The organism is Solimonas terrae (genome assembly GCF_011067135.1).
Taxonomy (GTDB): Bacteria; Pseudomonadota; Gammaproteobacteria; order Nevskiales; family Nevskiaceae; genus Solimonas; species Solimonas terrae.
Map to the genome: position 1 here is coordinate 91,812 of NZ_JAAMOW010000010.1, position 23,171 is coordinate 114,982.

Here is a 23,171-nt window from a genome sequence, read left to right on the forward strand (position 1 = left end):
CGCTCCGCGCGGGCTGCAAACGCCGCTCACGGGCCGGGCGGCGGCGGTGCGTCGCCGGCCGGCGACGCGCTGTCGCTGTCGGACTTGTGGTGCCGGCGCCTGCCGCCGGCCGGCCACTTGCCCTTGCCAGCCGTCGGTGCCTGGCCGGCGGCAGCGGTGGCTGGCGTCGTCGGCGCAGCGGCAGCGTCGCCCGGCAGCTGCACGGTGGCGCCGTCGGTGAGACGGTCGCCGCCTTCGGTGACCACGCGTTCGCCGAGCTTCAGGCCCTTGAGGATCTGCACACGGTCGTCGCTTTGCTGGCCGCGCGTCACGGCACGCACGCTGACCGTGTGATCGTCATTGATCAGATAGACGAAGTCGCCGCTGGAGCCGTTGCGTACGGCGCTCAGCGGCACGACGATCGCGCCGGCGATCGTGCGCAGCTGCACGCGCAGATTGACGAACTGGCTCGGGAACAGCGCGCCGTCGGCGTTGGTGAAGCGCGCCTTCGCGCGCACCGTACCGGTGGTCGTGTCGACCTGGTTGTCGAGCGTCAGGAAGCTGCCGCTGGCGAGCGTGATCTGGCGCGTGCGATCGAGGGCGACGGCCGGCAGCGTGCCCTGATCGGCGCGCGTCCGGATTTCGGCGACGCGATCCTGCGGCACGTTGAACACCACATCGATCGGCGTCACCTGCGTGATCACGACAATGCCGCCGGCATCGCCGGCGCCGATGTAGTTGCCGGCGTCGATCACGCGCAGGCCGACGCGACCGGCGACCGGCGCGGTGATGCGGCTGTAGTCGAGGTCCAGCTGCGCACTGCCGACTGCGGCACGATCGGCGGCAAGCGTGCCCTCCAGCTGCTTGACGGTCGCCGCCTGCGTGTCGACATCCTGCTGCGCGATCGAGTCCTGTGCGATCAGTGTCTGGTAGCGATTGAGCTGCAATTTGGCGTCGGCCAGCTGCGCCTGATCGCGGCTCAGCGCGCCCTGCGCCTGCGCCAACGCGTTGGCGAACGGGCGCGGATCGATCTGCGCCAGCAGCTCGCCTTTCCTGACCATCTGGCCTTCGCGAAACGCGATGCTCTGGATCACCCCGGAGACCTGCGGCCGTACGGTGACGATCGCCGCCGGCGTGACGGTGCCGAGCGCTTCGATCGTGACCGGCAGGTCGGCGGCGGAAGCGGTCGCCACGCCAACCGTGGTCGGCGGGCCATGTCGGCCGCGACCGGCGAAACTCGCGCTGCCGGTACCGCGATGCAGCAGATACCAGGCGAAGCTGGCGAGCAGCAGCAGGCCGATGATGACGGCGAGCGTGTTGATCAGCCGTCGCCTGCGGGTCGAGGCTGGCGACGCCGGGCTGCCGGCAGACCTGGTTTCCATCATCTGTGTCCTTCTGACACCCGGCAGGCGGGCGGGGAGATCGCGGGTACCGGCGGATCATAAGGGAGCCGCTGCGCGCGCCCGGCACGAATTTACGTTCCGATACAAAAGCGCCGGCGGCGGCAAGGGTGCGCATGAAACCTTAAACTTCCGGTTCCCCGAATTCGCAGCGACACCTTCCATGGCCGGCAGCAAGCAACGTCTGTATCGCATCAGCTTCATGAACCAGGGTCAGCGCTACGAGCTGTATGCCCGTGAAGTCAGCCACGGCGCGATGCTCGGCTTCGTCGAGATCGGCAAGCCGGTGTTCGGTGAAAAGACCAGCGTGCTGGTCGACACCAGCGAGGAAAAGCTCAAGCAGGAGTTCGCCGACGTCGAGCGTTTCTACGTGCCGGTGCATGCGATCGTGCGCATCGACGAGGTCAAGAAGGCCGGTCCGGTGCGCGTCGTCGAAGGCGGCGGCAGCGGCTCCAACGTGACGCCGCTGCCGTTCTATACCTTCGGCGGCGATTCCAGGAAGTGAGTTCGTCGCTGCTGCCTGCGATCCGGCCGGTGGTCCAGAAAGAGATCGCCGGTTGCGGCATCGCCAGCGTTGCGGCGCTGGCTGGGGTGTCCTACGAGCAGGCGCGCGCCGTCGCCGCGACGCTCGGCATTTCGGCCGCCGACCCCCGACTCTGGTCGCAGACCGCGCATGTGCGGCAATTGCTCGCGCACTTCGGTCTGCGCGCCGCGCCCGGTGAAGCCACATTCCAATCATGGGCTGCATTGCCGCCGCTGGCGCTGCTCGCAACCAAATGGCACCTCGAACGCGGCCAGCCGTTCTGGCACTGGGCGGTGTTCGCGCGCGGTCCTGACGGCCCGGTCGTGCTGGACTCGAAGCAGGCACTGAGGAGCAATATCCGCACTGATTTCGGTCGGATCAAACCGAAGTGGTTCATTGCGGTAAGCCGCCCATGACGCGTTCCGTGCCGCATGGCGGGCCGCCAGGGACGGCGGCCCCGGGGCTCAATCAGGCGTTGCAGTCCCGCCAAGGACGGCCGTCACCCATGATGCGCTTCGCGATGCTGGGGCGTGACGGAAACAGGCGAGTGTCCGGTGGACACTCGTCCCGTCGCGCGGCCGGCCATGGATGGCCGGCCCGGGGCCCGATCGGGCGATGCAGCCCCGCCATGGATGGCTGTCACCCATGATGCGCTTCGCGATGCTGGGTTCCGGAAGCAAAGGCAACGCCACGCTCATCGAGCACGACGGGACGCGCATCCTGGTCGACTGCGGCTTCCAGCTGCGCGAAACCGAAGCGCGACTGCTGCGGCTCGGCGTCGAGCCCGCGTCGCTGGCCGCGATCCTGGTCACCCACGAGCATGGCGACCACCTCGGCGGTGTCGGCCGGCTGGCGCGCAAGCATCGTGTGCCGGTCTACATGACCTACGGCACGCATCGCGCGTGGAAGGACCCGGACGTGCCGCACCTGATCCGCTTCAGTCCGCACCAGCGTTTCGAGATCGGCGGCCTGGCGATCGAACCGTATCCGGTCCCGCACGATGCCGGCGAGCCCTGCCAGTACGTGCTGCGCGCCGGCGCACGGAAGATCGGCATCCTTTCCGACGCCGGCCATATCTCCTCGCACATGCGCGAGATGCTCGCCGACTGCGACGCCCTGACGCTGGAGTGCAACCACGATCCACAGCTGCTGCGCGACGGGCCCTATCACGCCAGCCTCAAGCTGCGCGTCGGCGGCGATCGCGGCCATTTGTCGAATGCACAGGCGGCTGGCCTGCTCGGCGGTTACGCGCTGGCACGTCTGCAGCATCTCGTGCTGACCCACCTGTCCGAGGTCAACAATCGCCCGGAGCTGGCGCTGGCGGCGGTGCGCGCCGTGATCGGCGACGAACTGCCGGGGCTGCGCTGCGCAGATCAGGAGCTGGGGCTGGACTGGTGCGAGGTTGTCTAGCCTCAGCGGAGTGTCTCGCAAGCGAAAATCCCGGGTCGGCTGAATCCGGCCGGCCGAACATGCGAAAATGGCGCTCTTCCCGCCGCCGTTCCCGCTCATGGCCTTGTCGATTCTCCCCGGTGCCGAATCCCTGTCGGCATTCCGTGCCGAGCGCCTGCTCGCCAGTCTGCGTGTCCACGCGCCTGGTCTGCGCGCGCTGCGCTGCCGCGAATTCCATCTCGTGGAGGCGGACGACACGTCCGAAACGGACCTGCGCCGGCTGCTCGGCCCCGGACCTGCCGGTTTCGAGCCGGCGGCGCTGACGCTGTTCGTGGTCCCGCGCGTCGGCACCTTGTCGCCGTGGTCGAGCAAGGCCACCGACATTGCCCGGGTCTGCGGACTGGCGGGTGTGCGCCGCATCGAACAGGGCAGGGTCTACGGCTTCGAAGGGATCGACAGCTTGCCCGATGCGGCACTCGCGGTGCTGCATGATCCGATGACCGAATCGGTGCTGCGCGACGAGCTGGCCCTGCGCCACGTCTTCGATGGCCAGACGCGCCGTGCGCTGCGCACGGTCGACGTGCAGACCGGCGGCCGCGATGCCCTTGTCGCGGCCAACCGCGACTGGGGTCTGGCGCTGTCCGATGACGAGATCGATTACCTCGTCGACTACAGCCGCGAGGCCGGCCGCAATCTCAGCGACGCCGAGCTGATGATGTTCGCGCAGGTCAACAGCGAGCATTGCCGGCACAAGATATTCAACGCCGAGTTCACGGTCGACGGCGAGACCCAGCCGCACTCGCTGTTCCAGATGATCAAGATGACCTACGCCGCCGCGCCGCAGGGCGTGCTGTCGGCGTACAAGGACAATGCGTCGGTGATCGAAGGCCACACGGCGATGCGCTGGTTCGCCGAGTCCGACCAGATCTGGCGCGCGCACGACGAACCCGTGCACATGCTGATGAAGGTCGAGACGCACAATCACCCGACCGGCATCTCGCCGCATCCGGGTGCCGCGACCGGTGCCGGCGGCGAGATCCGCGACGAGGCGGCGACCGGGCTTGGCGGCAAGCCCAAGGCCGGCCTTGCCGGCTTCTCGGTGGCCAATCTGCGTATTCCGGGCCTGGAGCAGCCCTGGGAGGCGCCGCTGGCGACGCCGCCGCGCATGGCCAGCGCGCTGCAGATCATGCTCGACGGTCCGATCGGCGCCGCGGCCTACAACAACGAATTCGGCCGCCCCAACCTCAACGGCTATTTCCGCACCTACGAGGCGGTGACGCCGGACGGCCGCAATCGTGGCTACCACAAGCCGATCATGATCGCCGGCGGCTACGGCAACATCCGCGCCGAGCATGTGCAGAAACGCGAGGTTGTCGAGGGCGCGAAGCTGATCGTGCTCGGCGGTCCGGCGATGCTGATCGGTCTGGGCGGCGGCGCGGCCTCGTCGATGGCGACCGGGGCGTCCAGCGCGGAGCTCGACTTCGCGTCGGTGCAGCGCGCCAACCCGGAACTCGAACGGCGCTGCCAGGAAGTCGTCGACGCCTGCTGGGCGCTCGGCGAGCGCAACCCGATCCTGTCGATCCATGACGTCGGCGCCGGCGGCATCAGCAACGCCCTGCCGGAGCTCGTGCACGCCGACGATCGGGGCGGACACTTCCAGCTGCGCGACGTGCAGGCCGCCGATCCGGCGCTGTCGCCGATGGAGATCTGGTGCAACGAATCGCAGGAGCGCTATGTCATCGCGATCCGCGCCGAAGATGTCGCCGCATTCGCCGCGATCTGCGCGCGCGAGCGTTGCCCGTACGCGGTGGTCGGCGTCGCCACGGCCGCCCAGCAGCTGATCGTCGAGGACGTGCTGTCCGGCAACAACACGGTGGACATGCCGATGCCGGTGCTGCTCGGCAAGGCGCCGCGCATGAAGCGCGAAAGCCGCCGGGCGACGACCCGCTTCGCGGCGCTCGAGACCGACGACATCGATCTGGCCGATGCGGCGCGGCGCGTGCTGCAGCTGCCCGCGGTCGCCAGCAAGCAGTTCCTGATCACGATCGGCGACCGTACCGTCGGCGGGCTCACGGTGCGCGACCAGATGGTCGGGCCGTGGCAGGTGCCGGTCGCCGACTGCGCCGTCACCGCGACCGGCTTCGAAGCGACGACCGGCGAGGCGATGGCGATGGGCGAACGCACGCCGCTCGCGCTGCTCGACGCGCCGGCTTCCGGGCGCATGGCGGTGGCCGAGGCGATCCTCAACATCGCCGCCGCGCGTATCGCCAGGCTGTCCGACATCCGTATGTCGGCGAACTGGATGGCGGCCTGCGGCCAGCATGACGAAGATGCGCGCCTGTTCGACACGGTGAAGGCGATCGGCGCCGAGTTGTGCCCGGCGCTCGGTATCGCGATCCCGGTCGGCAAGGACTCGCTGTCGATGAAGAGCGTCTGGCCGGACGCCGACGGCAGGCTGCAGACGCAGACCGCGCCGCTGTCGCTGATCATCACCGCGTTCGCGCCGGTCGCCGATGTGCGCGCGTCGCTGACGCCGCAGCTGAAAACCGATGTCGGCGGCGCGACGCGCCTCGTGCTCGTCGATCTGGGTGCCGGCCGGAATCGGCTCGGCGGCTCGGCGCTGGCGCAGGTCTACGGCGCGGTCGGCGATGTCGCGCCGGATCTCGACGACGCGCGTCGCCTGCGCGTCGCATTCGAGCAGATCCAGCAGCTCAATGCCGACGGCAAGCTGCTGGCCTATCACGACCGCAGCGACGGCGGCCTGCTGGCGACGCTCGCCGAGATGGCATTCGCCGGCCACTGCGGCCTGGACATCACGCTCGACGGCCTGAGTGGCAATGCGGCGAGCGCGCTGTTCAACGAAGAACTCGGTTTCGTCGCGCAGCTGCACGCCGGCGATGCGCCGCGCATCGTCGCCGCGCTGCGCGAAGCCGGCCTGAGCGCGCACGACATCGGCGTGGTGACGGATGCCGATCGCCTGCGCTTCATGCACGAGGGCAGGACCGTGCTCGAAGCGGCGCGCAGCCAATGGCACCACCTGTGGGCCGAGACCAGCCATCGCATCGCTGCGCTGCGCGACAATCCGGATTGCGCGAACGAGGAATTCGCCGCGCTCGCCGATGCCACCGATCCGGGCTTGCAGTTGCAACTGACGTTCAAGCCCGGCGCCGCACCGCAGATCGCGCGCCGACCCAAGGTGGCGATCCTGCGCGAACAGGGCGTCAACGGTCAGTACGAAATGGCCTATGCGTTTGCGGCGGCCGGCTTCGAGTCGGTCGACGTGCACATGAGCGACGTGCTCGAAGGCCGCGTGAAACTCGCGGACTTCGCCGGTCTGGTCGCCTGTGGCGGCTTTTCGTACGGCGACGTGCTCGGTGCCGGCCAGGGCTGGGCGAAGACGATCCTTTTCAACGAACGTGGCCGCAGCGAATTCCAGCAGTTCCTTGCCAGCCCCGAACGCTTCGCGCTCGGCGTCTGCAACGGCTGCCAGATGTTCGCGGCGCTCAAGGACATCGTCCCCGGTGCCGAACACTGGCCGGCGTTCCGCCGCAATCGCAGCGAACAGTTCGAAGCGCGCTGGTCGCAGGTCGAACTGCTGGAATCGAAGTCGCTGTTCTTCGCCGGCATGGCGGGGTCGAAGCTGCCGATCGCCGTTGCACACGGCGAGGGGCGCGCCGAATTCACGGACGCCGCCGATCTGGGTGCGCTGCAGAGCGCCGGGCAGGTCGCGATGCGCTACGTCACCACGCGCGGCGAAGTGGCGGACACGTACCCGGCCAATCCCAACGGTTCGCCGGCCGGCCTGAGTTCGGTCTGCAACGCCGACGGCCGTGTGACGATCCTGATGCCGCATCCGGAACGCACGATCGCCGGCACCAGCGGCTCCTGGTGGCCGCAGAACTTCGCGGCCGGCAGCGGCCTCGGCAAGACGCCCTGGTTCCAGATGTTCGTCAACGCGCGCAAGTTCGCGAACTGAGCGGCGCAGCGTCCTGAGCGGGTGGCGGAATGCCTACGGGCGCGGGCCGGGGTCGAGATAGTCGCCCGAGACGATGCGGCGCGATGCGGCCGTCGGGCGATTGTAGAGATACGTCCAGGCGTCGAGCAGGCGACCGTCTTCGGCGGTCACCGGGCGTTTCGCGCGTCGGTACTCGTGCGGCTGCACGAATCGCGCCGAGCATTCCTCGTAGTCGTCCAGCGTTGCGAACAAGCGGGCTTCGTCGTGAATGCGGTAGAGCTCGCCGGTGACGCGGTCGCGCGGATCATCGCTTGCGACCGCGCCGGGATAGCCGTCGATCTCGAACAGCTGTGCATTCAGATGGGCGGTCGCAACGAATGCGCAGTGCTCGGCGATCAGCGCGTGGCTCGGCGCGGCGCACGCGCGGCGCAAGCTGCCGTACACGAACAGGTAGGCCTCGCTCACGTACGTGCTACCGGTGTTGCGCGCGGTGTTCAGTCGTCCGGCAGCGGCGGCTCCGTCAGGTCTTCCGGCGGGTTGCCGTCGTAGACCTCGTTGAGGCGGCGCTGCAGGTAGGCGGTGCGCAGGAAGACGTAGGGATCGAGTTGCTGCTTGAGGATGCTGTCGAGGTCGAGCAGCTGCACGCGGGTGTCGACAGCCTGTACGGCAAGCAGGCCGGCACGGTCGCCGAGATTGAGATTGGCGTACTGCGTCGGCGAGGTCCAGATATCGCCGACACGTCCGACGACGTCGCGATTGGTCGACGGGCCGAGCAGCGGCAGCATGATGTACCAGCCTTCGCCGACGCCCCAGACGCCGAGCGTCTGGCCGAAGTCCTCGTCGTTTTCGCGCAGGCCGACCATTGTCGCCGGGTCGAGCAGACCGGCCAGGCCGAAGGTCGAATTCAGCACGAAGCGCGTGAGGTCGAGGCCGGACTGCTTGAACTTGGCCTGCAGTGCGTCATTGACCACGACCGTCGGATAGAACAGGTTGTCGAGAAAATTGTGCACGCCGATGCGCAGTGGCGGCGGCGCGTAGGTGACGTAGGTGACGGTCACCGGGCGCAGCACGTATTTGTCGGCAACCATGTTGAACGCGTAGATCGGCCGATTGATCTTTTCCAGCGGATCGGCCGGCTCGTACGGTGAATTGTGTGCGCAGCCGGCGAGCGCCAGTGCAGCGCTCCCGAGGACCATCGTTGTCCATGCCCGCAGTGCCTCGCCCATATGCCCGTACTCCCCCATGCCGCGGTCAGGCGGCGAGATTCAGGACCGAACCGATACCGAAGAACGTCACCAGGTCGCGCAACTGCGTCGGCGCGTTGGTGAAGGCGAGGGTTCGTCCCTTGCTGCGGGCGCGGCGCTGCAACTCGAGCAGCAGGGCTGCGCCGGCGCTGTCGCACTGCGTGACACGGCCGAGGTCGATCGTGTCGGCAGCCGCGAGTTCGTCGGCGCGCGCAAACCACGGCGCGACCGTCGCGAACTGCAAGGACCCCTGCAATTCGCTCATTGCTTCTTGCTGGCGGTGCCGTCGTGATCGACGTCGGCCTGGATCTGGCCGCTGTCGAGACGCTGGATCACCGACGCGATGCTGCTCTTCTTGATCTCGCCGTCGATCTGCGTACGGAAATTCAGGACCAGCGAAATGTTCTCGGCCTTGATGTCCCAGATCTTCCATTCGCCGTTGTCGTCGCGCATCGAGAACTGCACGGCGATCGGCGGCTGGCCATCCTTGCGGATCAGCGTGGTGTCGACGGTGGCGCGCTTGCCGTCACTGGCGATGCGCCCCGGCTTCACGTCGACGCTGACGCTGTCGTAGTACTGCAGCAGCTTGTCGGCGTAACTGTGCACCAGCATGTCCTTGAACGCGGCCTCGAACTGCGTGACCTGCTCGGGACTGGCTTCCTTCAGGTGCGTGCCGAGGATCACCTTGGCGATGTAGGTCGTGTCGAAGTGCGGCACGATTTCCGTGTCGACCATCTTGTAGAAGCTGGACTTGTCGGCCTGGTACTTGGCGACATTCCTGGTGATGTCGGTCTGGATCGTCGTGGTCGCGTCCTTGATCACCTGCTCCGGCGGCGTCGCGGCGGCCATCGCCGTTGCCGAGAGCGCCAGTGCGGCGATCACGCCGAGGCAGGCACCGCGCAAGGTCTTCAATAAGGAAATCATTTGGTGGCTCCTGATGCGGCGCTGGCAGGCGCCTTGTTCTTGGCTTGCAGCGAATCGGCGAGCTTGCCGATCGCGTCGGCCAGCTTGTCGTCCTTCGATTCGCCCTGCGAGGCGAGGAACTGGCCGATGAGGTTCTCCAGCACCAGCGCACTCTGCGTCAGCGTGATCTCGCTGCCGTCCTGCAGGTAATCGTCCATGCCGCCGGGCTCGAGGCCGATGTACTGCTCGCCGAGCAGGCCGGCAGTGAGGATCTTGGCGCTGGAGTCTTCCGGAATCTTGCTGTACTGCCTGGAAATATCCATCGAGACCCGCGCCTCGAAACTCTGCGGATCGATGGCGATGTCGCGGACGCGGCCGATCTTGACGCCGGCCATCGAGACGGCGGCGCCGGCCTTGAGGCCGCCGATGTTCTGGAACAGGGCGCTGACGCGATAGACACCGTCGCCGTTGCCGACCGTGTCGAGGCTGGCGACGCGGAACGTCAGCACGAACACCGCGGCAACGCCGAGGCAGACGAAAAACCCGACGAGAATTTCCAAGGCTCTGGATTGCATGATCGATCTCTAGCCCGTAGCGGTTAACGGAACATGAATGCGGTGAGGATGAAGTCGAGCGCCAGGATGCTCAGTGACGACACGACGACGGTGGACGTGGTGGCCCGCGAAACGCCTTCCGAGGTCGGCGGTGCGTTGTAACCCTGGTAGACGGCGATCCAGCTGATCACGGCGCCGAACACGGTCGCCTTCACGAAACTCTGGATCAGGTCGTGGACGTCGACGTTGGCGCGGATCTGCGACCAGTAGCTGCCGGCATCGACACCGAGCAGCTCGACGCCGATGGCATGGCCGCCGGCGACGCCGATCGCCATCACGCAGAAGATCGCGGTCAGCAGCGGTGCGGCGATCACGCCGGCGATGAAGCGCGGCGCGATGACGTGACGCATCGGATCGACGGCCATCATTTCCATCGCCGAAAGCTGGTCGGTGGCGCGCATCAGGCCGATCTCTGCCGCCAGCGCCGAACCGGCCCGGCCGGCAAACAGCAGACCGGTCACGACCGGCCCGAGCTCGCGGATGATCGACAGCGCAACCAGCACGCCGAGCGAACTGGCCGCGCCGAAGCGGACCAGGGTGTGATAGCCCTGCAGCGACAGCACCATGCCGATGAACATGCCGGAGATGACGATGATGATCATCGACAGCACGCCGACCATGTACAGCTGGCGGATGATCGCGCGCGGCCGCAACAGCGCTGCCGGCACCGCGCGCAGGATGCCGATCAGGAAGAACTGCGCACGACCGAGCCCGAACAGGAAATTGGACAGCACGGTGACGATGCCGCCTTTCATGCGCGCTCCAGAAGATCGTCGGCCAAAGAGCGGGCCTTGAAGTGAAAGGCGACCGGGCCGTCCGGCCGCCCCTGCAGGAACTGCTGCACGTATTCGGATGGCGAGGCGCGGATCTCGTCCGGCGTGCCGCGCGCGAGCACCTGGCCGTTGGAAATCACGTAGGCGAAGTCGGCGATCGACAGCACTTCGTCGACATCGTGCGAGACGATCACCGAGGTGATGCCGAGCGAGCGGTTCAGCGACTGGATCAGGCGCATCAGCACGCCCATGCTGATCGGGTCCTGGCCGGTGAACGGTTCGTCGTACATGACCATTTCCGGGTCCAGCGCGATTGCCCGCGCCAGCGCCACGCGCCGCGCCATGCCGCCGGACAGCTCCTCCGGGTACAGGTCACGCGCGCCGCGCAGGCCGACTGCTTCCAGCTTCATCAGCACGATGTCGCGGATCGCCGCTTCCGGAAGCTTGGTGTGCTCGCGCAACGGGAAGGCGACGTTCTCGAACACGGAAAGGTCGGTCAGCAGTGCGCCGTTCTGGAACAGCAGGCTCATGCGCTTGCGCATTGCGTACAGGCCGCGCTGGCGCTGCTGATGGACATTGGCGCCATCGAACTCGACGGCGCCGGCGCTGGGCCGCCACTGGCCGCCGATGATGCGCAACAGGGTCGTCTTGCCGGTGCCCGAGGGGCCCATGATCGCGGTGATCTTGCCGCGCGCGATGTCGACGTCGATGCCGTCGTAGATCTTGCGCCGGCCCTGGCTGAAATGCAGGCCACGGACACGCACCAGCGTGGCGCTGTCGGCGGCAGGCGCGGACATCGTGGGAGCTTCGGTCATTGCGTGGCCGGTGGCGGTTGGAGTCGAGGAGCGGATGCTGCCAATCCTGCGGATTGTACCTGAGGCTTTCTGAACGCCCGGCTGACTATTTAAGGTCTGCGCGTCCGCACTTTACGGCCGTCCGTCCTCAGTGGATGCCGGGTTCGGATTTTCAAGCTGTGCCAGCAGATGTTCGAGCAGGGCGTCGCCGGCTTCGCCGACCTGCCGCGGACCGCCGAGCGCCGAGGTCTGTGTCATGCGCAGGCCCTGGTAGCCGCAGGGATTGATCCGCGAAAACGGTTCCAGATCCATCGCCACGTTCAGCGCCAGACCGTGGTAGGTGCAGCCCTTGCGTACGCGCAGCCCCAGCGAGCCGATCTTCATGCGCGTGCCGGCGGCATCGTCGACATAGACGCCCGGTGCCGCCGGATCGGCATAGGCGACGATGCCGTACTGCCGCAGCACGCCGATCATGCCCTGCTCGATGCGTGTCACCAGCGAGCGGATGCCGAAGCCGCGGCGATGCAGGTCGATCAGGAAATAGACGACCAGCTGGCCGGGGCCGTGGTAAGTCACCTGACCGCCCCGATCCGCCTGCACGACCGGGATGTCACCGGCGGCCAGCACATGCTCGACCTTGCCCGCCTGGCCCTGCGTGAACACCGGCGGGTGTTCGAGCAGCCAGAGTTCGTCCGGCGTGTCGGCGTCGCGCGCATCGGTGAACGCGCGCATCTGCGCGAGCGTCGCTTCGTAGTCGACCCGGCCGAGACGGCGGATTTTCGGTGCGGCGCAAGCAGCCGCTGCCAGCGCTGCGGCGCTCATTTCGGCGCCGACGATGGCCGTGCCGGACCCGGCCTGCAATGCCCCTTCACGACTGGAACGTGCGAGTCGGTCATTTCGGAAATGCGTCACAAAACGGTCTGTTTTTTGCGTTGCAGCACAGCGCCGACAACGACGTCGAGGAAGCTGCCATGCAGGCCACTGCAAGTATTGCGATCAGCGAACGGATTCAGGAGCAGACGGACGAAACCCCGCTCGATGCACCCGAGCGGGCGGAAATGGTGCGCCGCCTGTTCCAGGAACACAACCGTGCGCTGGTCGGCTTTCTGGTGGCGCGACTGCAGTCGGAAGCGGAGGCGCACGACGTCGCGCAGGAAGCCTATGTCCGGCTGCTGCAGCTGGAGCAGGCATCTGCCGTCAGCTTCCTGCGTGCGCACCTGTTCACGATCGCCGGCAATCTCGCCATCGATCGCATCCGCAAGCGTCAGGTGCGCGAGCGCAACTCGCCGCAGCAATTCTTCGAGGAACTGCTGACGCGACCGGGCCCGGATCGCACCGCGATGGCGCAGGAAGAACTCGAAATGATCAAGGACGCGCTGCGCGAACTTCCGGAAAAGTGCCGCCGCGCGTTCATGCTGCATGTCTTCGGCGGACACAGCGTGCAGGAGATTGCGGTGCAGATGCAGCTGACCGATCGCATGATCCGTCACTACGTCGCGCGCGCAATGGCGGTGTGTCGCCAGCGGCTGGACGACGCGGAAGCAGGCTGATCCGCGGACGGCATCCTGCGCAGGACGTACGCGGCCGGACGGCACCAGACCGCGGCAGCTTCGTGCGCGACGCGCGAATCTGGGACAATGGCCGGCGGAGGAACGGCTGATGCATCCCGAACAGAACGACAAGACGGCGCGACTCGAACAAGCGAGCCTGTGGTGGCTGCGCCTGCGCGAAGCCGACGTGCGCCCGGAAGAAATCAGCGAGTGGCTGGCATGGTGCCAGAGCGATCCTGCCAATCTCGAAGCGTTCGAGAAGATCGACGGTCTGGGCGTGCGTCTGGACAACATCGATCCGGCGGCGCGCGACACGCTGATGCGCGAAGTGCTCGACGAGCGTCCGGCCGCGGCGCCGCGCAAATCCGCTGCGCGCCGACGCCATTGGGCGCTGGCCGCGGGGCTCGCGGCAGTCGCGATGATCTCGGCCTTCGTCGTGCACCGCGTGTCGGCGCCGCCGGCGATACAGAACGCGGTCTACACGACCGCCAAGGCACAGCTGCAGGATCTGAAGCTGAGCGACGGATCGAAGATCGCGCTCGGTGCCGACACCCGTCTCGACGTCGCGTACTCGGCGGAGCTCCGTGATCTGCAGCTCGGCGACGGCGAAGCCTACTTCGAAGTCGCGCACAACAGCGCGCGGCCGTTCGTCGTGCATGTCGGTCATCTCAGCGTCACGGCGGTCGGCACCGCGTTCAACATCCGCAAGACCGGTGAGCGCGTCGAAGTGATCGTCACGCAGGGCGTGGTCGATGTCGCAGGCGGCTCGGGTGTGATCGCTGCGCAGGCCGCGGCGTCGTCGCCCGCCTCGCAGCTGCCGGGCAGCGGTGTGATCCGCGTGCCGGCCGGGCAGCTCATCATTTCGGAGAACCGCTCGCTGACCGTGCGGCCTGCCGACGAAGACGCGGCGATCGCCTGGCGCAAAGGCAGCCAGCGTTTCGTCGACGAGAATCTCGGGGTGGTGGTCGCCAATCTCAATCGCTACAGCCAGGACGAAGTGGTGATTGCCGATCCGTCGCTGGCGACGCTGCGCTACACCGGTACGGTGGTCGAGGGCCACGAGGCCGAGTGGCTGGCGGCGATCGAGAAGGTGTTTCCGGTCGCGGTCCGCCGCGAGGCGTCGGGCCGCATTGCACTGCACCGCCGCTTGCCCATGGGTGCCGGCGCAAGCTGAGCCTGCGTCGCCGGCGGCGCGCGCGGTCTTCCCGTTTCGCCCGTCGCGCGTGTGTCTGCCGACCGCCAGGCACGCGCTGCAGCTCGCTCAAGCGCCTCTGCCCGCCGCGGGTTCGTCGGCAGGTCGCGCCGGACCGGATTCAGCGTCGACTGATCCGCGCCGCAGGCGAGGCGCCAGCGTTACGCTGCGTTCGCAGTTCTTTCGCGCCGCGCCGCTCCTCATGACGACCGACTGACGCAGCGACTCCGCGCGCGTCGGATGCGCCTGCCTCGAGTCAGGCGCTCTCCTCCCGCGAATCACGCATGCGCACGATGCAGGCTCGCGCAGCGATTGGCGCATCCGCGAGCCGTCCGAGCTCGCGGCATTCCGTCGCCGCGCGATCCACTTGCGCGTGATGCAGCATCGCGCGCCGCCGCGCGATCGCGGTGCGTGCGATGTCGGCACGCGCACCGCGATGCAGCGACCGCTGCACGCTTTCAAGCTTTTCGCAGCGACATTTCCGAACGGTTCGATCCATACGTTCCATGAACAAGCGATGACGATTCGTGTCGCGAACTTCAACTGGATGCATAGGGAGTCAGCCGTGACGAAAGCAACTGGGGTCCGAGTCGTACTCGAAGCATTGAAATTGCGGCAAACGCCGCAGCTGTGGTCCTGTACAACACTGGTGTTGTCGGCCGCATTGGCCGTCGCGGCGACGGCCGCACAGGCTCAGGGTCCGGGCGCGCCGGCGAGTCCGACCGAGCTCGCGCAGCAGGATGTCGGCAGCGCCACCGATTCGGCGGCATCGACCGATGTCGCGCAAGCCGATATGACGTCGACCGAAGTCGCGCAGTCCGATGCCGTGCTGAGCACGGTCGGGGTCGCCGAGGTGATCGTCACCGGTACACGGCGGACCGGCATGCAGGCCGCGGACAGTCCGGCGCCGGTGCAGGTGCTGAGTGCCGAGACGCTGCAGAACTCCGGCACGCCGGATCTCATCAGCTCGCTGGCCGCGACCGTACCATCGTTCACCGCCCAGGCATTCGGCGGCGATCAGGCCAACCAGACCCTGTCGGCCAAGCTGCGCGGACTTTCGCCGAATCATGCTCTGGTGCTGATCAACGGCAAGCGTCGTCACACGACCGCGAATTTCGCGGTGCTCAGCGGGCCCTATCAGGGCGGTGCCGCGGCAGATCTCAACTTCATCCCGGTATCGGCGATCGATCACATCGAGGTGCTGACCGACGGCGCCGCCGCACAGTACGGCACCGACGCGATCGCCGGCGTCATCAACATCATCCTCAAGAAGGACGCCTCGGGCGGCAGCGTTGACGCGGCCTATGGCGGCTTCAAGGATGGTGGCGGCGAAACCGATGCCTACTCGGCCAATGTCGGTTTCGGCGGCGACAAGAGCTACCTCAATCTGTCGGCGGAAGTTCACAACGGCGCGCGCACCAATCGCAGCGGCCCCGACTACCGAGTGACCAATCCCGACAATCTGTCGAGCCTGCCGAACTCGAACATGCTGTACAACCCGGACTATCCGAACCTGAACCAGATTCTCGGCTCGCCGGAGTTCCACAAGCAGATCGCGTTCTTCAACGCCGGCTACGACTTCGGCCCCGTCAAGCTCTACAGCTTCGGCAGCTATGGCCTCAAGCAGGCGGCGTCCGAGGAGAACTATCGCTTGCCCGGGCAGGGCGGCGGCTACACCGACCCGACCACCGGCGAGACTTCGTATCTGTATCCGTACGGCTTCCAGCCCAAGGAGGCGACAGACGAAGACGATCTGTCGTTCACCGCCGGGCTCGAAGGCATGATCGCCGACATGTGGCACTGGGATCTGTCGAGTACCTACGGGCGCGACCGCGTGAAGCTGTACACGCGCGACACGATGAACTTCACGATCTACGGCGAGACCGGCGCATCGCCGACCGATTTCTACGATGGCACCAATATCGCCGATCAGCTGACGACGACGCTGGATCTGAGTCGCGACTTCGATGTCGGCATGGCGACGCCGCTGAATGTCGCGTTCGGCGTCGAACAGCGGCACGAGACGTACGAGTCGCAAGTCGGTGACTACGCGTCGTACTACGGCGCCGGCGCCTCGTCGTTCCCCGGCATCAAGCCGGCGGACGCCGGCAAGCACTCGCGCAACAACTACGCCGGCTACATCGATCTGTCGGTCGCACCGGTCGAGGCCTGGCAGATCGACGTCGCCGGCCGTCACGAGCACTTCAGCGATTTCGGCAACACGACGATCGGCAAGCTGACCTCGCGCTACGACTTCAACGACAACGTCGCCCTGCGCGGCACGGTCAGCACCGGCTTTCGTGCGCCGACGCTGGCCGAGGAATACTACTCGGCGACCAATGTCGGTCCGGACTCGGCGATCGTGCAGATGGCGCCGAACGCAGCGGCAGCACAGTACCTGGGACTCGGCGATGGCCTGAAGCCTGAGAAGTCGACGAACTTCAGTCTCGGTCTGGTCACGCATGTCGACCGGCTGACGGCGACGCTGGATGCCTACCAGATCGAGGTTCGCGACCGCATCGTCGGATCGGGCACGCTCTACAGCGTCTACAACTACGACGTGGTGCCGGGTTCCGAAGGCATCACCGATGCCATCGTCGCCAGCGGCTCGTCGCTCGATCCGTCCGCCGCGCGCTACATCGGCGTCAGTGTGTTCGCGAATGGCCTGACGACGCGCACCCGCGGTGTCGACATGGTGCTGTCGCTGCCGACGACCTACGACTGGGGCCATGTCGACTGGACACTCAGCGGCAACTACAACAAGACCAAGGTCACCAAGGTCAACGACAGTCCGACCGAACTGGGTGGCCAGCCGCTGTATGACGCCACGGCCATCGCCGATCTGGAAACGGCCTCGCCGCTGTTTCGCATCAACCTGGTGTCGCAGCTGACCGCGGGTCGCTTCGGGGTGAAGTTCCAGGAGACGCTGTACGGCAAGTCGTCGAGCCTGTCGCAGGGGTCGGACGGCGTGTACTACAAGAACGAGGTCAAGGCGACGCCGATCACCGATCTCGAACTGTCGTTCACGCCGGTCAAGGCGGTCCGCCTCAGCGTCGGGGCCAACAATCTGTTCAACGAGTACCCGGACAAGATCAATCCGGAGCTGTTCCGTCTTGCGCAGGCCGATCAGGACAACTCCGCGGTCAGCCAGTATCCGAGCTTCTCGCCATTCGGTTTCAACGGCGCCTACTACTACGGCAAGGTCGCCTACTCGTTCTGATCGTTCCCGGTGGTTCTTGCGGCGGCCTTCCATGGCCGCCGTTTTTTTGCGCGCCGGAACCGCGCACGCGATCGACATGCAGCCGGCCGCCATCCGCGATGCGTCGGGCATTTCCGTCCGGAGCATTCCAAACGTTCCAGATACAGGCATGTGTTGCTGACGATGCGTGCCCCATCCACCGCTGTTCAGAGGGGAGTGAACCATGAGTCGAATGGACGCGCCGTCCGCCATGAGTCGACGCGATCTGCTGATGCTGATCGGCAGTGTCGCGGGCAGTGCTGTGTCGTACCGTGCCATGGCCAGCATGGGGCTGGTGCACGAGTCGAACTACAACGGGCCGATCAAACTCGAAGGCAACCCCAGGGGTGCTTCGGTGCTGATTCTCGGGGCCGGCCTGGCCGGCATGGTTGCCGCGTACGAGATGCGCAAGGCCGGTTACAAGGTCAAGGTGCTCGAATACAACAATCGTGCGGGCGGCCGGAACTGGTCGCTGCGCGGCGGCGACACGTTCACCGAGCTGGGCGGCTTCACCCAGAAGTGCGAGTTCGACAAGGGCCTCTATCTGAACCCCGGCCCTTGGCGCATTCCGTATCACCATCATGGTGTGCTCGACTACTGTCGCCGTTTCGGCGTCGCGCTCGAACCGTTCGTGCAGGTCAACTACAACGCAATGGTGCATTCCACCAATGCGTTCGGCGGCAAGCCGCAGCGCTTTCGCGAGATCAATGCCGACTTCACCGGCCACGTCGCCGAACTGCTGTCCAAGGTCACCAGCCAGAACAAGCTTGACGCCAACGTCGGCAAGGAAGATCAGGAAATCCTGCTGGCGGCACTCAAGCAGTGGGGCGCGCTCGACAAGAATTACCGCTATGTCGGCGGGCCGGAGAGCAGCGACAAGCGTGGCTACGAGAAGCCGCCCGGCGGCGGCCTCAACGGCAAGCCGGTGTACTCGAAAGATATCATCGATTTCTCGCAGCTGCTGAGATCGGAACTGTGGGCGTCGATCGGCGCCGGCAACGGCTACGAGTTCCAGACCACGCTGTTCGAACCGATCGGCGGCATGGGGCGCATCGGCGAGGCCTTCCAGCGTGAAGTCGGCGACCTGATCCAGTTCAACGCCAAGGTCACGAAAGTTCGGCAGGACGACAAGGGCGTCACGGCGACCTACATCGATTCGCGGTCCGGCGGCACGCCGAAGACGGCCACTGCGGATTACTGCTTGTGCACGATCCCGCTGTCGGTACTGAGCCAGATCGAGATCAACGTCAATCCGAAGATGCAGGCGGCGATCCGCGCCGTGCCCTACGAGGCCGCGGTCAAGGTCGGCCTGCAGTTCAAGCGTCGCTTCTGGGAACAGGACGAACACATCTACGGCGGCATCAGCTACACCAATCTGCCGAACCGCATCATCGGCTATCCCAATACCGACTACCACAGCGCCGGCAAGGGCGTGGTGCTCGGCGCCTACGCCTTCGGTCCGAACGCCTACGAATTCACCGCCCTGTCGCCTGCCGAGCGCGTGAAGAAGGCGTACGAGTACGGCGCGATGGTGCATCCGCAGTACCGGCAGGAATTCGAGAACGGCGTCGGCGTCGGCTGGCATCGGGTGCCGTGGACGCTGGGCTGTGCCGGACACTGGACCGACGAGAGTCGTGCGCAGCACTACGACAATCTGTGCCAGCTCGACAACCGCATCCTGCTCGCCGGCGAGCACGCTTCGTACATTCCGGCCTGGCAGGAAGGGGCGGTGCTGTCGTCGATCGACGCCATCACGCGCCTGCACAAGCGCGTCATCAACGGCTGAGGAGCGCACACATGAAAGCAACTCATGCGGTAATGCTGGCCGTGCTGCTGGGCTCGACCTCGCTCGCTGCACAGGCCTCGGATCTGACCTCGTCGACGATCTTCAGCCACGGCTATGTCTTCGAGGAAAAAACCGGCGAGGCCCTGTATCAGGGCATCTGTCAGGGCTGCCACATGCCCGATGCCAGGGGTGCAACCGGCGCCGGCACGTATCCGGCGCTGGCCGGCAACCCACGGCTCGCCACCCGGCAGTATCCGATGGTGATGGTGCTCAACGGTGGTGGCGCGATGCCGTCGTTCGCATCCTCGCTGGACGACGCGCAGATCAGCGCCGTCGTCAATTACGTACGCAGCCATTTCGGCAACCACTACACCGACAGTGTCACGGCGGCGGAAGTCAAAGCCGTGCGCGGACCTTCAGGCGCTTCAGGAGAATGAACATGTTCAAGCAATTGCTGTCTGTCGCCGGGCTCGGCGTCGCGCTGATCACGGCCGCCTGCACCGGCGCTGGCGCCGAAAGCGGTGCGACCAAGGACATCGTCCGCTACGGTGCCGGCGATTTTCCGATCGCCAAGGCCGTCGAAGTGCCGGCCGGCAAGAACCTCGTGTTCCTGTCGGGCGCGCTGGCGCCGGTCGTCAACGACAAGGCGCCGAAGGATTCGCAGGAGGCCTACGGCGACACGCAGGCGCAGACCATGGGTGCATTGCGCGTGATCGAGGCCAATCTCAAGAGCATGGGCCTGACGATGGGCGACGTCGTGAAGATGACCGTGTTCATGGCCGGCGATCCGAAGAAGGGCGGCAAGCTCGATTTCGAGGGGTTGATGGCGGCCTATACGCAGTTCTTCGGCACCGCCGATCAGCCCAATCTGCCGGCGCGTTCGGCGGTGCAGGTCGCGGCGCTGGTGCGGCCGCAGTATCTGGTTGAAATCGAAGTGATTGCCGCGCGACCCTGAGCGTCATGCATGAACGGGGGCGCCCGCAGGGACGGGCGCCCCTTCGTGCGTGCATCGCCGACGATGGCGTGCTGTTTGCATGATGGGGGACTGCGGAGCAACCGCAAGGCTGCCGTGCGGGACGCTGCAATCTGCAGGGGCTGCGCGGAAGCGCGTTCCGGAACGACGATCATCGGCACCAAAGCCAAGCAATCCCTCCACCGCACGGCCGGCGCATGCCGCGCCCTGCTGCTGGCCTGTGCGGCGCTGTGTGGCGCGCCGGCACATGCCGATTTCGAACGCGAACAGGATTTCGCGATCCCGCCGCAGTCGCTGGCGACGGCCCTGACGGCCTTTTCCGAAGCCACGCACATCCAGGTCGTGACGGCCGCGGCCAACATCGACAAGCTGCCCTCGCCCGGCATCGCCCATCGCGCCAGCGCCGCCGTCGCGCTGGCCGAGCTGCTGCACGGCACGCCCCTGCTGTTCGAGGTGGTCGGTGCCGACACGGTCGTGATCATGGCGGCCGCCGACACGCCGCCGGCGGAGCTCGGCGCGCTGGACGACGTGGTCGTCATCGGTCACGGCTATACCCGCGCGTCGAACACCATCACGCCGGCCGACATCGCTGCCAAGGCGCCGGGGGCGCCGGTGCAGACCTTTCTCGACGACCTGCCGGGCGTCAACGTGCAGAACAGCGATCCTTTCGGTCTCTACGAGTACGGCAACTCCGTGCGGGTGCGCGGCTTTGGCAGCGAACAGCTGGGCGTGTCGCTCGACGGCGTGCCGCTCGACAGTTACGACCAGCGCGACGGCAGTCCGCCCGGTCGCTTCGTCGATTCCGAGGATTTGTCGACCGTGACCATCGCCCAGGGTTCGGGCGACGTCATGATGCCGTCGTATCACGCACTCGGCGGGTCCGTCCGCTATTTCACCGGTGATCCCGCCGGGCAATGGAACGCACATGCCCAGTCGAGCGCGGGCAGCAACGAGCTGCTGCACGCCTATGCGCGGCTCGACACGCCGGCGTGGTGGGCCGGTGGTCCGATCGCCGCGTTCAGCGCGTCACGCACGCGGGCCGTGCAGTTCGACAACGCGAAGGCCGACATGCGCGTCGAGCACGCGGCGGTGAAGCTGCAGCAGCTCTTCGCCAGTGGCCGGGCGACGCTCAGCTACCGCTACGGCAAGCGCAACGACCATGACATGCAGAGCTACGATGCGCAGGGGCACGTTGCCAGCTATTTCGATCTGCTCGAAACGCCGACCGGCGATCCGGAACGGGACGCGCTGTACTACCGCTACTGGACCAACAGCCGCGTCGACCAGCTGCTCAGCCTGCGTGTGGAGCAGAGTCCGGCGAACGGCTGGCTGCTCGAAGCCCTGCCGTACTACGAGCGCAAGCGCGGCGACGGCTACGCGGGTGTTGCGCCGTCGGCGGCGATGGCACAGTACGCACTGGCGACCGATCCCGATACCGGCGTTGCCGGTCGCAGCGACATCGAGCCCTACGACGGCAGCGGCATCACCGAACGGCTGGAAACGCTGAGCGGCGATCGCGGCGGCGTCACGCTGGCGGCCACCTGGGAAGGCCGGCGGCACACCGTGCATTTCGGTGGCTGGTACGAGCGCTACCGGTTTTCGCAGAACCGGCCGCTGTACAACGTCGACGATCAGGGCCGTATCGAGACCGCTGATCTGCCCATCGTCGACTACTACGATCGACATTTCGATTCCGATGTCGTGCAGTTCTACGTCAAGGACGGCAGTCGCTGGCTCGACGACCGCCTGCTGATCGATCTCGGCTTCAAGGGGCTCCATGTCGACCGCAGCTTCGACGGCATTCCGAACCTGGATGCCTTCGAGCGCGATGCCAGCGAACATCTCCGGCGCGTCGACCGCGACCTGTTCCAGCCGCAGATCGGCCTGAGCTACAAGCTGACGATCGCGCACGAGCTGTTTGCCAACTATGCCGAGAACTTCAGCGCCGCGCCGCGCAACGCCCTTGGTTCGGTGACCTACGAGCCGCAACTGGCGCCGGAAACCTCGCGCAACGTCGATCTCGGAATCCGCCGGCTGGGCGACCGCGTCAATGCGTCGGCGTCGTTCTACTACATCGACTACGACCACCGGATCCTCGAACTGACGGTTGCCGACCCCTACACGATCAGCGACGAGGTCTACCGCAACGTCGGCTCGGTGCGTACCTACGGGTTCGAACTGGCGAGTCTGTGGAAACCGCAGCCGGCGCTGCGCCTCGGCGCGACGCTGTCCTTCAATCGCTCGACGTTTCGCGACAATTACCTGCGCTACGACGAGAGCGCGCAGAGCGCCGCGCTGGTGGCGGTCGCCGGCAAGACGGTGCCCGACACGCCGAACCTGATGGCGACGGTCAACGCCCGCTATCGCCACGGGCGCTGGTCACTGCAGGGCGATGCCAAGTACACCGGCCGGCGCTATTCGACAGCGGTCAACGACGAACACGTCGCCGCCTACACGACGGTCGATGTCGCTGCCGCGTGCGAACTGCTCGAACCGACCGCGCATCTCGACAGCCTGCAGTTGCAGTTGCAGGTCTACAACCTGTTCGACAAGCGTTACGTCGGCTACATCACGCCTGCGGAATTCGTCGACAACGACAACCACGGTTCCTATTTCCTCGGCGCTCCGCGCGCGCTCTATCTCGGCCTGAGCGCGGACTTTCGCTGAGCGAGGTCCGTTGCGAAACGTCGGGTGGCGGTCGCCAGCGACGGCAGTCCGGGCGAAGAGGCAGCCAGGCAAATGCGACCGACGGCAGCGCGCGAGTGGCCGGCGCCGCCCCGGACGACGAACGGCCGGGTCTGGCCGGAATGCGCCGGCCGCGCTCGCGCTGCCGGGCGCCGCGAGCCCATGCCGCGTTT

At 66.6% G+C, this 23,171-nt stretch carries 20 protein-coding genes; 11 read left to right on the plus strand and 9 right to left on the minus strand.

The genetic code is table 11. From position 1 onward, the window contains the following. Positions 1-26 precede the first annotated feature (26 nt). A complete protein-coding gene (locus G7Y85_RS18165; protein ID WP_166260816.1) occupies positions 27-1,361 on the minus strand; it encodes an MdtA/MuxA family multidrug efflux RND transporter periplasmic adaptor subunit in 1,335 nt (444 codons plus the stop codon). A gap of 181 nt (positions 1,362-1,542) precedes the next feature. On the opposite strand from G7Y85_RS18165, the gene G7Y85_RS18170 reads away from it, so the two are divergent. The 4 genes from G7Y85_RS18170 (at position 1,543) to purL (ending at position 7,267) form a co-directional block, all read left to right on the plus strand. Next, a complete protein-coding gene (locus tag G7Y85_RS18170) occupies positions 1,543-1,884 on the plus strand; it encodes a DUF1820 family protein (protein WP_166260819.1) in 342 nt (113 codons plus the stop codon). Next, a complete protein-coding gene (locus tag G7Y85_RS18175) occupies positions 1,881-2,318 on the plus strand; it encodes a hypothetical protein (RefSeq protein WP_206675613.1) in 438 nt (145 codons plus the stop codon). Before G7Y85_RS18170 ends, G7Y85_RS18175 begins: the two co-directional genes overlap by 4 nt. A gap of 229 nt (positions 2,319-2,547) precedes the next feature. Further along, positions 2,548-3,312, plus strand: a complete 765-nt coding sequence (locus tag G7Y85_RS18180) for an MBL fold metallo-hydrolase (protein ID WP_206675614.1) — start codon at positions 2,548-2,550, stop codon at positions 3,310-3,312. Between the two features lie 67 nt (positions 3,313-3,379). After that, complete coding sequence (gene purL / locus G7Y85_RS18185) at positions 3,380-7,267, plus strand: phosphoribosylformylglycinamidine synthase (RefSeq protein WP_241696266.1); 3,888 nt, start codon at positions 3,380-3,382, stop codon at positions 7,265-7,267. Positions 7,268-7,300: 33 nt separating this feature from the next. Here purL and G7Y85_RS18190 read toward each other — a convergent pair whose 3' ends face one another. The 8 genes from G7Y85_RS18190 to lipB form a co-directional block, all read right to left on the minus strand. Further along, complete coding sequence (locus G7Y85_RS18190; RefSeq protein ID WP_166260822.1) at positions 7,301-7,711, minus strand: gamma-glutamylcyclotransferase family protein; 411 nt, start codon at positions 7,709-7,711, stop codon at positions 7,301-7,303. A gap of 29 nt (positions 7,712-7,740) precedes the next feature. Continuing rightward, positions 7,741-8,442, minus strand: a complete 702-nt coding sequence (locus tag G7Y85_RS18195) for an MlaA family lipoprotein (RefSeq protein WP_166260825.1) — start codon at positions 8,440-8,442, stop codon at positions 7,741-7,743. A gap of 55 nt (positions 8,443-8,497) precedes the next feature. Further along, positions 8,498-8,755, minus strand: coding sequence for an STAS domain-containing protein (locus G7Y85_RS18200; protein WP_166260828.1), 258 nt, complete (start codon positions 8,753-8,755; stop codon positions 8,498-8,500). Further along, on the minus strand, positions 8,752-9,414 hold the full coding sequence (locus G7Y85_RS18205; protein WP_166260832.1) for an MlaC/ttg2D family ABC transporter substrate-binding protein: 663 nt from the start codon (positions 9,412-9,414) through the stop codon (positions 8,752-8,754). Before G7Y85_RS18205 ends, G7Y85_RS18200 begins: the two co-directional genes overlap by 4 nt. Beyond that, a complete protein-coding gene (mlaD, locus tag G7Y85_RS18210) occupies positions 9,411-9,968 on the minus strand; it encodes an outer membrane lipid asymmetry maintenance protein MlaD (RefSeq protein WP_166260835.1) in 558 nt (185 codons plus the stop codon). Before mlaD ends, G7Y85_RS18205 begins: the two co-directional genes overlap by 4 nt. Positions 9,969-9,991: 23 nt before the next feature. Further along, positions 9,992-10,762 carry a lipid asymmetry maintenance ABC transporter permease subunit MlaE gene (gene mlaE / locus G7Y85_RS18215; protein ID WP_166260838.1) on the minus strand — a complete coding sequence of 257 codons (771 nt, stop codon included), beginning with the start codon at positions 10,760-10,762 and terminating at the stop codon, positions 9,992-9,994. Beyond that, positions 10,759-11,577 (minus strand): ABC transporter ATP-binding protein, encoded by an 819-nt coding sequence (locus G7Y85_RS18220; protein ID WP_166260841.1) that lies wholly within the window; start codon positions 11,575-11,577, stop codon positions 10,759-10,761. The genes mlaE and G7Y85_RS18220 overlap by 4 nt, the downstream gene beginning before the upstream one ends. Positions 11,578-11,706: 129 nt before the next feature. Next, on the minus strand, positions 11,707-12,396 hold the full coding sequence (lipB, locus tag G7Y85_RS18225; protein ID WP_166260844.1) for a lipoyl(octanoyl) transferase LipB: 690 nt from the start codon (positions 12,394-12,396) through the stop codon (positions 11,707-11,709). A 149-nt stretch (positions 12,397-12,545) separates the two neighbouring features. On the opposite strand from lipB, the gene G7Y85_RS18230 reads away from it, so the two are divergent. From G7Y85_RS18230 to G7Y85_RS18260, 7 genes are all read left to right on the plus strand, one after another. Further along, positions 12,546-13,124 carry an RNA polymerase sigma factor gene (locus tag G7Y85_RS18230; RefSeq protein WP_166260847.1) on the plus strand — a complete coding sequence of 193 codons (579 nt, stop codon included), beginning with the start codon at positions 12,546-12,548 and terminating at the stop codon, positions 13,122-13,124. 109 nt (positions 13,125-13,233) lie between these two features. Then, a complete protein-coding gene (locus G7Y85_RS18235) occupies positions 13,234-14,298 on the plus strand; it encodes a FecR family protein (protein ID WP_166260850.1) in 1,065 nt (354 codons plus the stop codon). Between the two features lie 583 nt (positions 14,299-14,881). Next, on the plus strand, positions 14,882-17,536 hold the full coding sequence (locus G7Y85_RS18240) for a TonB-dependent receptor plug domain-containing protein (protein WP_366515002.1): 2,655 nt from the start codon (positions 14,882-14,884) through the stop codon (positions 17,534-17,536). Between the two features lie 202 nt (positions 17,537-17,738). Beyond that, complete coding sequence (locus tag G7Y85_RS18245) at positions 17,739-19,340, plus strand: flavin monoamine oxidase family protein (RefSeq protein WP_241696267.1); 1,602 nt, start codon at positions 17,739-17,741, stop codon at positions 19,338-19,340. Between the two features lie 11 nt (positions 19,341-19,351). Continuing rightward, positions 19,352-19,777 carry a c-type cytochrome gene (locus G7Y85_RS18250; protein ID WP_166260853.1) on the plus strand — a complete coding sequence of 142 codons (426 nt, stop codon included), beginning with the start codon at positions 19,352-19,354 and terminating at the stop codon, positions 19,775-19,777. Positions 19,778-19,779: 2 nt separating this feature from the next. Continuing rightward, on the plus strand, positions 19,780-20,295 hold the full coding sequence (locus G7Y85_RS18255; RefSeq protein ID WP_166260856.1) for a RidA family protein: 516 nt from the start codon (positions 19,780-19,782) through the stop codon (positions 20,293-20,295). Between the two features lie 114 nt (positions 20,296-20,409). Next, a complete protein-coding gene (locus G7Y85_RS18260; protein WP_166260859.1) occupies positions 20,410-22,980 on the plus strand; it encodes a TonB-dependent receptor in 2,571 nt (856 codons plus the stop codon). The last annotated feature ends 191 nt before the right edge of the window (positions 22,981-23,171 follow it).

Coding starts and splice junctions, on each gene's coding strand:
- G7Y85_RS18165 (WP_166260816.1), bottom strand. CDS start 1,361: ATGGAAACCAGGTCTGCCGGCAGCCCGGCGTCGCCAGCCTCGACCCGC.
- G7Y85_RS18170 (WP_166260819.1), top strand. CDS start 1,543: ATGGCCGGCAGCAAGCAACGTCTGTATCGCATCAGCTTCATGAACCAG.
- G7Y85_RS18180 (WP_206675614.1), top strand. CDS start 2,548: ATGATGCGCTTCGCGATGCTGGGTTCCGGAAGCAAAGGCAACGCCACG.
- purL (WP_241696266.1), top strand. CDS start 3,380: ATGGCGCTCTTCCCGCCGCCGTTCCCGCTCATGGCCTTGTCGATTCTC.
- G7Y85_RS18195 (WP_166260825.1), bottom strand. CDS start 8,442: ATGGTCCTCGGGAGCGCTGCACTGGCGCTCGCCGGCTGCGCACACAAT.
- G7Y85_RS18200 (WP_166260828.1), bottom strand. CDS start 8,755: ATGAGCGAATTGCAGGGGTCCTTGCAGTTCGCGACGGTCGCGCCGTGG.
- G7Y85_RS18205 (WP_166260832.1), bottom strand. CDS start 9,414: ATGATTTCCTTATTGAAGACCTTGCGCGGTGCCTGCCTCGGCGTGATC.
- mlaD (WP_166260835.1), bottom strand. CDS start 9,968: ATGCAATCCAGAGCCTTGGAAATTCTCGTCGGGTTTTTCGTCTGCCTC.
- mlaE (WP_166260838.1), bottom strand. CDS start 10,762: ATGAAAGGCGGCATCGTCACCGTGCTGTCCAATTTCCTGTTCGGGCTC.
- G7Y85_RS18220 (WP_166260841.1), bottom strand. CDS start 11,577: ATGTCCGCGCCTGCCGCCGACAGCGCCACGCTGGTGCGTGTCCGTGGC.
- lipB (WP_166260844.1), bottom strand. CDS start 12,396: ATGAGCGCCGCAGCGCTGGCAGCGGCTGCTTGCGCCGCACCGAAAATC.
- G7Y85_RS18230 (WP_166260847.1), top strand. CDS start 12,546: ATGCAGGCCACTGCAAGTATTGCGATCAGCGAACGGATTCAGGAGCAG.
- G7Y85_RS18235 (WP_166260850.1), top strand. CDS start 13,234: ATGCATCCCGAACAGAACGACAAGACGGCGCGACTCGAACAAGCGAGC.
- G7Y85_RS18245 (WP_241696267.1), top strand. CDS start 17,739: ATGAGTCGAATGGACGCGCCGTCCGCCATGAGTCGACGCGATCTGCTG.
- G7Y85_RS18250 (WP_166260853.1), top strand. CDS start 19,352: ATGAAAGCAACTCATGCGGTAATGCTGGCCGTGCTGCTGGGCTCGACC.
- G7Y85_RS18255 (WP_166260856.1), top strand. CDS start 19,780: ATGTTCAAGCAATTGCTGTCTGTCGCCGGGCTCGGCGTCGCGCTGATC.